Source organism: Pradoshia sp. Z5_111, assembly GCF_058267535.1.
The window spans coordinates 260,742-275,193 of the sequence record NZ_JBZCPQ010000001.1; the positions used below are offsets into that span (position 1 = coordinate 260,742).

Genomic DNA, 14,452 nt, shown 5'->3' on the forward strand with positions numbered 1-14,452 from the left:
TAGTCATTCCGAAATATTATCTGCTATAATTTTTTTAGGTAAATATTCTCAACTGAGGCGGAAAATTACATGAAAATAGTAGTTAGTGGCTACGGGACAATAGCCCCGAATACAAGGAATATCGACGAATTTTTATATAATTTACAGCATGGTGTGAACACATTGGAAGTAATAGATGGGGAAGGTTATAAAAAAGAATCCAATATAGTTGGTTTAGTACATAATGGATTAGAAGAATTAGAGAAAGATAGGAGAATTAATCGATTACCCAAAGTGACTAAAATGGGAATCGTGGCCGGGAGAGAGGCATTGGAATCAGCAGGGGTGGATTTAGCAGGAAAAAAAGTCGGGGTTTTCTTTGGAACTTCACTTGGATCATCTGTAGATCAACATTCTCTGGACGCAGTTGTACATGCGAATAATGATGATTATAGAAAAATGCCTATTACGTTTTCTCACTATGTCAATTATCACAGTATGACCTCATCTATCGCTTACTTTTTAGGAGCAAAAGGTGTGACAAAAACAATAAGCACTGGCTGCACTTCTAGTTTGGAAGCAATTGAAGAGGCAATGCTCTATTTACAAGCCGGTAAAATAGATGTGGCTATTGTAGGTGGAACAGAGAGTCCGATTGGTAAACTAATGACTTACGCTTTTTCTAAAACACGAATATTACCTTTAAATCAAGCAATGGATGTGGGAGCTGTTCCATTTCATGAAGATAGTAAAGGATTTGCAGCATCTGAAGCATCTGGTGTGATTGTTTTAGAGAGAGAAGAAGATGCCGTTAATCGGGGAGCTCATATTAAAGGAGAAATTGTAGACATCATCTCGAATAATGATGGGGCTTATATTTATGATTCAGATGAATCAGGAGAACAGATGATTAAGGCATTAAAAGAAGTCACGAGTGGACGCAATCCAGATTATATCAACAGCCAGGCACTTGGAATCCAGCAGAATGATCGGATTGAAGAAAAGTGCTCTAGGGAATTATTTAATCATCAAATACCATACAGCTCGATAAAAAGTATGTATGGAAACCCTCTCGCTTCCATTGGTATCTTACAAGTGATATCTTCATTATTAAGTGTGGAACATGATTTTATTCCTCCAACAATAAGAACAACTAAAAAAGGCTATGAAGATATGAATATTGTTACTGAAACAATTTATCAGGAGGTCAATGAAGTCGCTGTTACCAATCATGGGCATGGTGGAAATAATGCATGTGCTTATATTAAAAAATATAGAACTGAACATACGTCATTGGAGTGCAAAAATAAATGATTATCGGATTATTAATATGTACTATTGGGTTGATCCCTTTGGTTGTTTCATTCGTTATAAAAAGTATGTATAATGAATCAAGATTGACAATGGGTCTCGTTTTATACATGCTCTTTGTTACAATTTGGCAAATTGATGTTGGGGTACTTTATTTATCGGATATTCTTTCTGAGAGTACCATTCTAGTATTATTTAAATTGCTGCGTTTAGGGCCTACTTTTGGAGTGCCAATTGTTCTCTATGTAGCATATTTGGTTATAAAGGATCAGCCAACAATGTTAAAAGATACTCCTTGGTTAGCAAAGATCTCGAGATTACTACTTGATAAGAAGTCACTCATCTTTTTTATTATTTTAAGCGGAGTGGTCTATGTAATTAATCTGACGGAATTAGGGATTAGTGGGTTAACCGTAAAGACCAGTTTCTCATCCAGTTTTTATTATCCTGTGTATGGGCCTTTAGGATGGATATTCATCTTACATATGATTGGCTTTATCATCTTTTTAATTCTTGTCTATTTAGTTTCGAGACATATATCTAACACGAGTTTCAGAAAATTTTTAAATGCATTCTGTTTAGCCTCCATTTGGCTAATCTTATCGGGATATTTAAACCTTTCACCAGGGACAGGTGCCATAACAAGCAGCATCGGGGTAATCGTATTCTCTGTCTTTGTGGTACATTTCTTTGTTAAATTGAACACGAGTCTAAAAGATAGTCATTATCTACTGATGGAAAGACAAAAAAAGCTGGATTATACCGGGAATTTAGCGGGAAGTTTAATTCATGAAGTGAAAAATACCAATCAAATTATCAAGAGTTTTTCAAATCTTCTTAATCTGAGTAATGACTTAACAGAGTCAGATAGGAAGACACTGGATATGATTCAAAAGTCATCTGAACATCTAGGTAAACTGACTAATAATTATAAAGATTATATGAAGTCATCTAATCTAGTTCTGAAAAAGGAAAATTTGATAGAGGTTATACTAGATTCCATTAACATGTCTTCTGAAATGTTGCGCACCAATCAGGTGGATATTGAAGTGGTTAATAATTACGAACCTTTGAATGCCTATATTAATAAAACCAATTTTGGCCAAGTTTTTATCAACTTAATCAAGAACAGCGTAGAGGCCATGCCTAAAGATCGAGAGAATAAGAAAATAATGATTAAAACCCAGTTGGAAAATGAACACATTATTATTCATTTCATTGATACAGGCAAGGGAATCCCTCCAGCTAACTGGGAAAGTGTATTTGATCCATTTATTTCGATAGATAAGCGGGGAATGGGATTGGGATTACCTTTTGTTAAGAAAACAATCATAGAGCATTTGGGGAATATAACTATTTCCAAAAGTTCATCTGAAGGAACTCATTTTAAAATCGAGCTTCCACAGAATGGAATATTAGACATGAATTAACTACTGCATCCAATCTACTATAAATTAAGCAGCAATCCTTTTTTAGGGGTTGCTGTTTTTAATTTACAATAGAAGTTAGTTATAAAAATATTATGTAAACTCACACTATTTTAATTAAATTGTTTTGAAATATATAGATGTAGGAGGATAATAGAAAAAAGGAGGATGAGAAAATGAATATTGTATTCTATGACACAGTAAAACCTTTTAAGGATAAGATCGAGCCTATTCTTTTAAAGGATGAAGCGAAGCATAATGTCATCCTGGGATTGGTGAATAAATTAATCCTAAATCCATCAGATACTAGTAAACTTTTAATGTGTACAGTGGAGGTAACAGATCAGACTGTCTTGGTTTTTTTACGAACTCATCCACACAATCTGCTTATCGCTGGCAATTTTAATCAAAAAGAAACTATTTCCTTTGCTGTAAATAAATTTGTTGAAGAAGGGTTTATGTTTCCAGGGGTTACAGGCGAAAAGAGATTATCGCAATTATTTGCTGATGAATGGAAGCGTATAACGGGAATTGAGGGCTCTATTGGCGTGCAGCAGGGCATTTACAAGCTGACAAAATTGAACTCTATTCAAATCACAACGGGGTATCTACGTCAGGCAGTCCATGAAGATGCCCCTTTAGTAGCTGATTGGATTAGGGAGTTCACTGAATATACGGTTGATAATCTCACTTACGAAGAATGTCAGGCAAGAGCAAATGATTATATCAAGGAGAAGTCCTTACATTTATGGATTGATCAGAACAGACCGGTATCGATGGTGAAGTGGGCTCGTCCAACGCAAAATGGAATTGTAGTCTCGCTGGTTTATACTCCCGATGAAGAGAGAGGGAAGGGGTATGCGAGCTCGTCCGTTCACACTTTTTCGAAACAACTTCTTGAAAACTATTTATTTTGCAGTTTATATACGGATTTATCAAATCCAACTTCAAATTCAATTTATCAAAAAATTGGCTATGAATGGGTATGTGAATCCAACATGATTCAATTTGGTATTAATCAAAAAGGAGAGTTGGTTATATAATCAATTCTCTTTTTTTGCTATTTCATAATAGCTGATTTTTTCGAAAGTTTTGATTTTCTCGTAAATTAAGTGCAAACCTTTGAGTATATTCACCAAAACATGGTAGAATAATGTCGGAAATGTTTTATCCTTCCGACTTTTTTGATAACGTTATTATTATATATTATTCAGTCGCAGGAATAAGGCAAAACAATGTTTAACAGGGGGATTTCATAATGAAACTTGATACACCTGTAACAAACCCTTGGCTAGAGTTTCAGGGGCCAAACTTGGGTTACGTCCAGGAAATGTACGAAGTTTTTTTACAGGACCCAGAGCAAGTGGATCCGGATTTGGTGAGATTATTTGAAGAGTGGGGACCTCCAAGATTAGAGGAAACCGAACAAACAAGGGGTAATCAAAGTAAGGAAGTTTCAGACGGTCAGTTCACAGCAAAAATGATGTATAAAGTATCGCAGGCTGTCAAATTGGCTGAGGATATTCGAATAAACGGACATTTGGCCGCTGACATTTATCCATTGTACAGTAAGGTAAAGAAAGATATTAATTTAGGATTGGGTAAATATGATTTAACGACTGATGATTTGAAAGCGATGCCAGCTTCCTTAATCAGTGATGTTTTGCCTGCAAACATTCAAAATGGCCATGAAGCCATCGAATATTTAAAAGTTTTATATACGAGAACGATTGCTTTTGAATTCGATCATATCCATGACATGGAAGAGAAAAAGTGGCTTACACAAATGGTTGAACAAACAGCCTCCGGTTTTGCAATTTCGGCAGCTAAAAAGAAAAATTTGTTGAAGCGCTTAACTGAAGTGGATGGATTTGAGCGATTCTTACATAAAACCTTTGTTGGACAAAAGAGATTTTCAATTGAAGGTGTAGATTCTTTAGTGCCACTTCTTGATGAATTAGTTTCAAGATCCGTTCGCGGCGGAACTACTTCAATTAATATCGGAATGGCACATAGAGGCAGATTGAATGTACTGGCTCATGTGCTGGGTAAACCGTACAAAAAAATATTCTCTGAGTTTCAGCATGCTCCGGATAAAAAATTGGTACCATCTGAAGGATCCGTTGGTGTTACATTTGGATGGACTGGTGATGTGAAGTACCACCTGGGCGCAGATCGTAAAATTAAAGAAGAGAATACAAGAGAAGCGATTATAACGTTGGCAAATAATCCAAGTCACTTGGAATTTGTCAATCCCATCGTAAATGGATATACAAGGGCTGTTCAGGATGACAGAAGCCAAAAAGGGTTTCCTGTACAGGATTCGAATTCCAGTATGTCAATTATTATTCATGGAGATGCAGCATTTCCAGGTCAGGGAATAGTGGCAGAAACCTTGAATTTAAGTCGCCTTAAAGGGTATCAAACAGGAGGCACCGTACATATTATCGCGAATAATATGATCGGATTTACAACAGAAAGCCGGGATTCTCGCTCAACTCGTTACTCAAGTGACCTGGCGAAGGGATATGAGATCCCGATTATCCATGTCAATGCAGATGATCCAGAGGCTGTATTAGCTGCAGCTTATGTAGCTATTTTATATCGTCAAACCTTCCAGAAGGACTTTTTAATAGATTTAATTGGATACAGACGTTATGGCCATAACGAAATGGATGAGCCAATGACAACCAATCCGGCCATGTACAAGATGGTGCATGAGCATCCAACACCTAGAGAGGTGTATGCAAAGAGACTAGTGGATGAAGGACTTGTAACGGAAGAAGAGGTCGCTCGTCTGGATCAGGAACATTCTGATATGTTGAAAGAGTACTATAATCAAGTGGGTGCAAAGGAAGATTCTCCGCTTGAAGCAGCTGATGTTCCAAAAATTATTGAATCCGGGATTCCGAAGGTAGATACAAAAGTAGAGCTTGACGTATTAAAGCAAATAAATGCGGAGCTTTTAAAACGACCTGAGAACTTCAAGGTATTTAATAAACTGGATAAAATCCTTATGAGAAGACAGAATGCTTTGGAAGAAGGAAATAAAGTAGACTGGGCTTTGGCTGAAACGTTAGCTTTTGCAACTATCTTACAGGATGGAACACCGGTCCGTCTTACTGGACAGGATTCCGAGCGCGGTACATTTGCTCATAGAAACATTGTTTTACATGACAGTGAAACGGGAGAAACCTATTCTCCATTACATGGACTTGAAGGGGCAAAAGCTTCCTTTGCAGTTCATAACAGTCCGTTGTCTGAAGCAGCTGTCATTGGATTTGAATATGGATACAATGTTCAATCCCCGGATACGCTCGTTTTATGGGAAGCCCAATATGGTGATTTTGCCAACACTGCGCAAGTATTATTTGATCAATTTATTGCTGCTGGCAGAGCGAAATGGGGCCAAAAATCAGGCTTAGTGATGCTATTGCCTCATGGATATGAAGGTCAGGGACCGGAACACTCCAGTGCACGTTTGGAGCGCTATTTATCATTGGCAGCGGAGAATAACTGGACTGTAGCTAATTTAAGTTCAGCAGCTCAATACTTCCATATTTTAAGAAGACAAGCAGCTATTTTAGGAAAAGAAGAAGTACGCCCATTGGTATTAATGACACCAAAGAGCTTGCTGAGAAATCCGACTGTAGCGAGTACTGCTGAAGAACTGAGTGAGGGCGAATTCAAGTCGTTTATTGAACAGCCAGGCTTAGGAACGAAAAAAGATAGTGTGGAAAGAATCGTTTGCTGTACAGGTAAAATGGCAATTGATTTATCTCAGGCTATTGAAGGCAAAGAAAATCTTGATTGGCTTCACATAGTGAGAATTGAAGAAATTTATCCATTCCCGCTTAAAGGGGTACAAGAATTATTTGCTTCCTACCCGAATTTAAAAGAGATTGTATGGGTACAGGAAGAGCCTAAAAATATGGGCGCGTGGAATTTCGTTGAGCCGCGTTTAAGAATAGCAGCACCAGAAGGGGTTAAAGTTGAGTACATCGGCAGAAGAAGACGATCCAGTCCTGCAGAGGGAGATCCAACCATTCATAAACAAGGACAAAATCGTATTATAAACAGCGCATTAACTCGCGAATAGAGGAGGAAATAGAGAGATGGCAGAGGTAAAAGTACCAGAATTAGCGGAATCAATTACAGAGGGAACAATTGCACAATGGCTTAAACAACCGGGTGAAAAGGTTGAAAAAGGTGAATATATCGTTGAGCTTGAAACAGATAAAGTAAATGTTGAAATCATCTCCGACTATGAAGGAGTTTTGACAGAGCAATTAAAAGAAGAGGGAGATACAGTTCTTGTTGGGGAAGCAATTGCGCTGGTAGATGCTGATGGCACACCTGCACAGAGTAAAGAACAAGAACCTGCTGCTAAAGAGCAAGAAAAAGAAGAACCAAAAGCAGCACCTGCTCCTGAACCAAAAGAAGAAGAGAAAAAAGGAAATAAAACAGTTGCTTCACCAGCTGCACGTAAACTAGCAAGAGAAAAAGGGATCGATTTGGATGAAATCCCTACAGTAGATCCACTTGGAAGAGTGCGCAAGCAAGATGTAGAATCCTACAATGGACATGCACAAGCCAGCGCGCCTGCACCTAAGCCTCCAAAACCGGAAGCTAAAAAAGCAGCACCAGCACCTGCTCAGGTATCTGGTAAACCGGAAGAACGTGTGAAAATGTCACGCAGACGCCAAACAATCGCGAAACGTTTGGTTGAGGTTCAACATAATACAGCGATGCTGACTACTTTTAACGAAGTAGATATGACGAACATCATGAACCTTCGTAATAAACGTAAGGATGCATTCCAAAAAGAAAATGATGTGAAATTAGGCTTTATGTCTTTCTTTACAAAAGCCGTTGTGGGTTCTCTTAAGAAGTACCCATTATTAAATGCAGAAATCCAAGGTGACGAGCTGCTTATCAAAAAATACTATGATATCGGTGTAGCCGTATCTGCTCCTGAAGGCTTAGTAGTCCCTGTTGTTAGAGATGCGGACCGTATGAACTTTGCTGAAATCGAAAAAGAAATTGGCAGCTTGGCGAAAAAAGCACGTGATAATAAATTGGCCCTATCAGATTTACAGGGTGGAACCTTTACTATCACAAATGGCGGTGTTTTCGGTTCCTTAATGTCAACACCTATTTTAAATGGAACACAAGTAGGTATTCTTGGAATGCACGGTATTAAAAAGCGTCCGATTGCTGTTGAGGATGACAAAATTGAAGTTCGCCCAATGATGTATATCGCATTATCCTACGATCACCGTATTGTCGACGGAGCAGAAGCAGTTAGCTTCCTTGCAAACGTGAAAAAACTAATTGAAGATCCGGAATCTTTATTGCTTGAAGGATGATTAATCTATGATGAGTGTATAATTTATTGAAATTATGTACTTATATATACTGAAAAAAGGAATTCAGAATATGGCTATAAATAGCTTTCTGAATTCCTTTTTAAATTGTATAGGATTATAAGTGATAGACTATCCTTTCTAACTTTATACTAGAAGCCCATATCAAAATCCTTATGATTAATATTATGATTCATAATTTCATCATAATCTAATATATCAGGATTTATATTAACGTTATTATATTGATTTATTCTAATATTCTTCTCGAATAGGAAACGTTTATGATAAATTAGATTAGCTCCTTTAATTATATTATTCATTGTGTGTGTATCTGATAAAGCACCCACAAAAGCACCTATTACCGGAACTGCTTTTTTTCCGGTTTCTTTGCTCAGTTTTTTGCCTATCTGTTCGAGGAGGTTCTTAAATATCCCTGCCTCTACACCTTCTTTACCAGCATTTTCGAGTGCTTTTTTTGCTTGAGCATTTGCTAATGCTCGTATCTGAACATATAATAACTCAGCGCCACCTTTTTGAGCCATTTTTTCATAAGATAATTTAGTTAATGATTCTTTTAATCTTGTGACATTAGTGGCAAACATCATCCTACCAATAATAGAACCAAGATTTTCGATATCTGAATCTAAATGGGGAGAAAGGCAAGTAATTGTGACGCTTGAGGCAAATTCTAGTTCTCTAGGATCATCAATGACGTCATACCCATAATATAATGCAACTGCTTGTACCGATCTATAATACATAAAGAAGGTATATGCTAAATTAAATGGAACACCCCATAATCCAAAAAATCCAGTTATTCCGCCACCGACAAAAGTTGATGTTAAATCTACTAACGACCTTCTGTTAATTACACTTTTTTCAATGTGATAACTTCTTAATTGGCATATTTGTTCAAAATGATTAAGCTGATTGGTTTCATTACTTAAAGTTTTAAGAATACTATCTTTATTAAAAGTAAACCTTGCTGAATTTTCACTAACAACAACAAACCCTTTGCCGGCACTTTCCATTACTTTTTTAATTACTGCCCAATCACTAGCTTTATTAATAGCATCTGATGTGATTTCTTTGAATCTTTCTGGTAAAAATTCTGTCACTTTATCTTTAGTTTTTATAAGCTGTTTTTGTATCGGGCCTGGCTCAATAAATTTTTCATAGTCCCTAGTTAAGCTTTCTAATAAAGATAATTCTTTACTGTCTAAATAAGATTTTAATTCTTTGCTCATTTTTACACTCTCTTTTTTATAATAATATCGGAACTTAATTAAAAAGATGATTTTATATTAACTGTAATTTTAAAAATTAATAATTTTATTTTAACATTAAATATATTGACAATTCAAAATACATAATTTAGTATTAACTACAACATATATACAGGAAAACGTTGATGAAGAGTAGTAGCATTTGAAGGAGTTTTAGAGAGCCGATGGGTGGTGGGAATCGGTACGATTTCATTTGTGAATGGACTTCGGAGCTGCCGGGCAGAACGTGAGTTAATCAGTATGCCTTGGCCGATTTAGCCAATCGTTATAATAGGCTGACAGTTATTTCTATAAGCTGTCATAAAGTGGATTGCTGAATTCAGCAATCAATTAAGGTGGTACCGCGGGTCTCTCGTCCTTTTTACAAGGATGTGAGGCCCTTTTTGTATGGGAGAAAATTGAATAAATAAAACGTTAAGAAAGAGGAGTAGCATAAAAACATTGCACTACAGAGAGCCGGGATGGGTGAGAACCGGTATGCAGGCTTTATGTGAATGGGCTTTCGAGTGATTCCCTGAAAGATGAGTAGGGGAATACGGGATTCCGCCGTTAAAAGGATAGGATATTAAATGATGGATTCTTTCCTCATCGTATCTGAAAGAGATCCAACGGGGGTGGCACCACGATTAAACGTCCTCCATAAGCAATTTATTTGCTTATGGGGGATTTTTCTATTTTCAGGGGGGATTACATTGCGAAAACCTAAAATAACTAGGCAACGGCTGAAAGCAGAGGAACAAAACAAACTTAGAAATATAGAAGACATCGCTGAGTCTTATAAAGCTGTGCTTGAATTTCCAGCTCCGAGCGGTGGCAGGACAAAAATTATTGCCTTTAACCTATATGCAGAAATCATGACGAGTATAGATGGTACGTTCTTTAAAAAGGGTCAAATGAAAAAGAAAGTGAATAATCCGCATGAGTTTATTAAAGCGTCACTTGCAATCGATGATGCTCTTTATCCTGATTTGCCGTTTATAGGAGGTTCCATTGGATTTGCCGGTTATTCATACAGTTTTCTCTTTGAAGAAATAGATTCGCCAGAAATGAATCCGGTTGGTATTCCGGATTTCCACTTTCTCTATCACACAGACTATTTTGTTTACAGTGGTGATGATTTTTCCGAATGCAGTCACCTCCATTTAGACTATGAAGGTGAACGATCAGAAGTTGAATTGGTTACAAACATGCAGTGCTTTCGGGAAGAACTATCCACATACAGCCAGGCTGCTGGAAATGAAATGTATTTGATTCATGGAATTAAAAGCAATACGAATAAGGAGAGATTTATTGATTCGGTCAATGAATTAAAATCCAGAATTCGAAGCGGCGATATATTCCAGGCCGTCTTGTCGCAGCGATGGACCGGTTCATTCGCGGGAGACCCGGAAGACTATTATGGGGAGTTAAAGAAAGAACATCCTGATACATTCCACTTTCATATTAATTTTGGCAACTATCACATTGTAGGCTGCTCTCCTGAAAGGTTGATTGCGATCAATCAGGGCGTCATTCACTCTAATCCGATAGCAGGTACAAGAAGAAGAGGCTCTAATCTTCAAGAAGACGAAGAGCAGATTGCCAGTTTAAAAGCGGATGAAAAAGAGAAGGCAGAACATGTCATGCTGGTGGATCTTGCTAGAAATGATTTGGGGAAGATTTGTAAGCCGGAAAGTGTAAATATTAAACGTTTTATGGAGATTGAATCATTTAAAAATGTGATCCATCTTGTTTCAGAAATTACAGGCGTATTAAACGAAGCGATTCATCCAATGGACGCAATTAAAGCCTGTCTGCCGGCTGGAACCGTATCAGGCGCACCGAAGATAAGAGCAATGCAGTTAATCTCAGAGGCTGAACAGGAAAGAAGAGGCGCTTACGGTGGCGGTGTTGGTTTTATCTCCTACGGTGGGGAATTGGACCTGGCCTTAGCAATCCGAATGATGGTGATTAAAGATCAACAAATTCATTTCCAGGCTGGCGCTGGCATTGTCTATGATTCCATTCCGGAAAATGAATGGTATGAAACACTTCACAAGGCGGGATTTAAGGAGGTTGGGCTGAATGATTTTGCTTATCGATAATTTCGATTCCTTTACGTATAACCTCTATCAGCTTTTATTGGAACTGGGGGAAGAGGTCCTGATTAAACGAAATAACGTCCTTACAATTCAAGAAATAAAAGATTTAGCGCCAACATCAATTGTCTTATCACCCGGACCTGGTCGTCCGGAGGAGAGTGGGATATGTAAAGAGTTGATTAAAGCTTTTTATAGCCATATTCCTATTTTAGGCGTTTGTCTGGGGCATCAGGCCATTGGTCAGGTGTTTGGTGCTACGGTATGCAGAGCGGGAAAAATCAAACATGGTAAATCATCAAAGATCGTCCATACAGGAGATGAAATTTTTAAGGGTACACCTCAAGGGTTTCAGGCAATGAGATACCATTCTCTAATAATAAAAGAAGAGACTCTGTCAAATGAGTTTAAGATTATAGCTACTTCAGAGGATGATGAGGAGATTATGGCTATTCGTCATAAGCAGTATCCCTTATACGGCGTTCAATTCCATCCCGAATCAATAGGAACGCCCTATGGAAAAAAGATAATCACTAATTTTCTTAATAGTACTGTGAAGGAGGCAGTCTTTCATGAATGAGTATCTTTTCATACTAAGCAAAGGAAAGAGTTTATCAGAGGGTGAAATGACGGATGCTGCAAAACAAATGCTAAGTTCAACTGTTTCCGAAGCGGAAGTGGCTGCGTTTTTAATGGCCATTGGATTAAAGGGCTATGGGAGTAAGGAACTGTATATTATCTCAGAAATGATTCGAAAGGAATCGACACATCAACTGGGAACTATTCCGGATGCAATGGATAATTGCGGTACCGGAGGCGATCGCAGCAACAGCTTTAATATCAGCACGGCAACAGCATTTGTTTTGGCAAGTGCCGGAATCAAAATGGTGAAGCATGGAAACAAAAATATGACGAGTCAATCCGGCAGTATGGATGTGCTGAACGCATTGGGCATTAATACGATTAATCAAAAGGAGGAAGCCAGGAAAGCTATTCATCAAGTTAATTTAGTATTTTTAAATGCTGGGCATATCCACCCTAAATTAACAAGAATCGCTGCAGTTCGGAAGCAATTGGGTATTCCTACGATTTTCAATGCAATCGGACCCTTAACAAACCCAGTCCATTTAACCTATCAAATGGTTGGTGTGTATGATGTAAAACTTTTAAAGCTGTATGGAGAAGTATTGTTGAAGGTTGGGAGAAAAAGGGCTGTCATTATCCATGGGGCGGGTAATATGGATGAAGCATCATTGGCTGGCGAAAACAAGCTATATTTCGTTCAGAATGGTCAAATAACAGAAGAAGCCATCCATCCCCATGACGTTGGATTGAAAATATCGGATAATAGCCATTTGATCGGTGGAGGGCCATCTGAAAATGCGAAAAAAATGATTGAAATCTTTTGCGGGGAAAAGAATCCATGTCGTGATGCAGTCCTTCTAAATGCAGGAATTGGTTTATTTGTTTCAGAGAAAGTCTCTACGATTCAGGAAGGAGTCATGTATGCGGCTGAATTAATCGATTCAGGTGCAGTCTACCGGAAATTACTTGAAGTTAGGGGACAGGTTCAAACGAAAGGGGCCAATGATATATGCCAACCTATTTAATGAAAATCGTGGAGCACAAGAGGAGAGAGTTGAGGAACATAACCGCAGTTGAATTATCAAATGACACCAAACGAATACAGGTAAGAGATACTTTTGCTGAACGAATCAAAAAGCAGTCGACCCTTGGTGTGATTGCGGAATTTAAACGGTCATCCCCTTCAAAAGGAATCATTCATTCTCTGGCTAATCCGATAGAGGTAGCTAATCAATATATGGAAGGCGGCGCTGATGGCATATCCGTCTTGACGGATAAAGAATACTTTAATGGAAGCTTTAATGATTTACAGGTAGTAAGCAGACATACGGATCTGCCAGTCCTATGTAAAGATTTTATACTGGAAAAATCTCAGATTAATCAAGCCTTTTTATCGGGGGCAAGTATTGTCCTGTTAATTGTAAGAATTTTATCACCTGAAAAATTAAAAGTATTGTATGAGTATGCTCTCCATCTACATTTGGAAGTTTTACTGGAAGTACATGATGAGGATGATTTAGAGGTAGCTCTGTCCCTTAAACCACAATTGATCGGCATGAATAATCGCAATCTTCAAATATTTAAAACGGATTTAGCTGTTACTGAAAGTTTAATTAAATTGATTGACGATCCGTCAATTCTTGTCATTAGTGAAAGTGGAATCAAGAATATAGATGATTGTTTACGCGTTGCCAATGCAGGTGTGGATGCAATCCTAGTCGGGGAGGCATTGATGAAGCATCAAGCCCCCGCTCAATTTGTAAAAGATATCAAACAAATTGAAAGAAGGACCATCCAGTGAAGGTGAAGATCTGTGGAATACAAACCGTCGAGCACGCATTAGCAGCTGAAAAAGCAGGTGCGGATGCCCTTGGATTTATGTTCGCCGAAAGCAAGCGAAGAATTGCCCCTGAGAGAGCCAAACGAATCATCTCCAAACTGGAAGATGAAATCTGGAAGGTCGGTGTCTTTGTTAATGAAGAATTAGAAACGGTGAAACAAGTGGCACGATATTGTGGATTGACAGCCATTCAGCTTCATGGAGATGAAAAGCCTGCAGACTATTTGGAGGTTGGATTGCCGATCATCAAATCAATAGGGATTAAGCCTGCTCAAGCAGACTTGGATGTTAGAGGTGTTCAGCATACTGATTATATTTTGTTGGATGCTGCAGCACGGGAATATAGAGGTGGTAACGGAGTGGCATTTGATTGGGAAAAGGTGAGAGGACTGGGAGGTGAATACCCTACTATCATTCTAGCGGGAGGCTTGAATTCTGAAAATGTAAGAGAAGCGATTGAAGTAGTAAATCCGTTTATGGTTGATGTGAGTAGTGGTGTTGAGGTAAATGGGAGAAAAAATACGAGAAGAATCTTTGAATTTATAAAAATGGCAAAAGAGGGGGCAATCAAGTGAAT

Annotated in this window: 11 protein-coding genes and 2 other annotated features; of the genes, 10 read left to right on the forward strand and 1 reads right to left on the reverse strand. The window is 38.0% G+C overall.

Annotated elements, in window-relative coordinates; all coding sequences use genetic code 11:
- Positions 1–69 precede the first annotated feature (69 nt).
- From AC4D4A_RS01385 to odhB, 5 genes are all read left to right on the forward strand, one after another.
- Entirely contained in the window at positions 70–1,293 is a 1,224-nt protein-coding gene (locus tag AC4D4A_RS01385) for a beta-ketoacyl-[acyl-carrier-protein] synthase family protein (RefSeq protein WP_490994239.1), read from the forward strand.
- Positions 1,290–2,720 (forward strand): ATP-binding protein, encoded by a 1,431-nt coding sequence (locus AC4D4A_RS01390; RefSeq protein ID WP_490994240.1) that lies wholly within the window; start codon positions 1,290–1,292, stop codon positions 2,718–2,720. The genes AC4D4A_RS01385 and AC4D4A_RS01390 overlap by 4 nt, the downstream gene beginning before the upstream one ends.
- Positions 2,721–2,893: 173 nt before the next feature.
- Positions 2,894–3,760 (forward strand): GNAT family N-acetyltransferase, encoded by an 867-nt coding sequence (locus AC4D4A_RS01395; protein WP_490994241.1) that lies wholly within the window; start codon positions 2,894–2,896, stop codon positions 3,758–3,760.
- Positions 3,761–3,975: 215 nt separating this feature from the next.
- A complete protein-coding gene (gene sucA, locus AC4D4A_RS01400) occupies positions 3,976–6,816 on the forward strand; it encodes a 2-oxoglutarate dehydrogenase E1 component (protein WP_490994242.1) in 2,841 nt (946 codons plus the stop codon).
- Between the two features lie 16 nt (positions 6,817–6,832).
- Entirely contained in the window at positions 6,833–8,086 is a 1,254-nt protein-coding gene (gene odhB, locus AC4D4A_RS01405) for a 2-oxoglutarate dehydrogenase complex dihydrolipoyllysine-residue succinyltransferase (protein WP_490994243.1), read from the forward strand.
- Positions 8,087–8,235: 149 nt separating this feature from the next.
- Here odhB and AC4D4A_RS01410 read toward each other — a convergent pair whose 3' ends face one another.
- On the reverse strand, positions 8,236–9,333 hold the full coding sequence (locus tag AC4D4A_RS01410; protein ID WP_490994244.1) for an EcsC family protein: 1,098 nt from the start codon (positions 9,331–9,333) through the stop codon (positions 8,236–8,238).
- Positions 9,334–9,485: 152 nt separating this feature from the next.
- Positions 9,486–9,735, forward strand: a binding site (T-box leader).
- Positions 9,736–9,777: 42 nt separating this feature from the next.
- Positions 9,778–10,013: a binding site (T-box leader), on the forward strand.
- 51 nt (positions 10,014–10,064) lie between these two features.
- Here AC4D4A_RS01410 and AC4D4A_RS01415 point away from each other — a divergent pair.
- The 5 genes from AC4D4A_RS01415 to AC4D4A_RS01435 are packed head-to-tail and all read left to right on the forward strand — an operon-like array spanning position 10,065 to position 14,450.
- Complete coding sequence (locus AC4D4A_RS01415; protein ID WP_490994245.1) at positions 10,065–11,456, forward strand: anthranilate synthase component I family protein; 1,392 nt, start codon at positions 10,065–10,067, stop codon at positions 11,454–11,456.
- Positions 11,437–12,030 carry an anthranilate synthase component II gene (locus AC4D4A_RS01420; RefSeq protein WP_490994246.1) on the forward strand — a complete coding sequence of 198 codons (594 nt, stop codon included), beginning with the start codon at positions 11,437–11,439 and terminating at the stop codon, positions 12,028–12,030. The genes AC4D4A_RS01415 and AC4D4A_RS01420 overlap by 20 nt, the downstream gene beginning before the upstream one ends.
- The gene (trpD, locus tag AC4D4A_RS01425) at positions 12,023–13,060 is read left to right on the forward strand and encodes an anthranilate phosphoribosyltransferase (protein ID WP_490994247.1); all 1,038 of its coding nucleotides are present in this window, start codon (positions 12,023–12,025) and stop codon (positions 13,058–13,060) included. Before AC4D4A_RS01420 ends, trpD begins: the two co-directional genes overlap by 8 nt.
- Positions 13,060–13,836 (forward strand): indole-3-glycerol phosphate synthase TrpC, encoded by a 777-nt coding sequence (gene trpC, locus AC4D4A_RS01430; protein ID WP_490994743.1) that lies wholly within the window; start codon positions 13,060–13,062, stop codon positions 13,834–13,836. Before trpD ends, trpC begins: the two co-directional genes overlap by 1 nt.
- Positions 13,833–14,450, forward strand: a complete 618-nt coding sequence (locus tag AC4D4A_RS01435; RefSeq protein WP_490994248.1) for a phosphoribosylanthranilate isomerase — start codon at positions 13,833–13,835, stop codon at positions 14,448–14,450. The genes trpC and AC4D4A_RS01435 overlap by 4 nt, the downstream gene beginning before the upstream one ends.
- Positions 14,451–14,452: the final 2 nt, after the last annotated feature.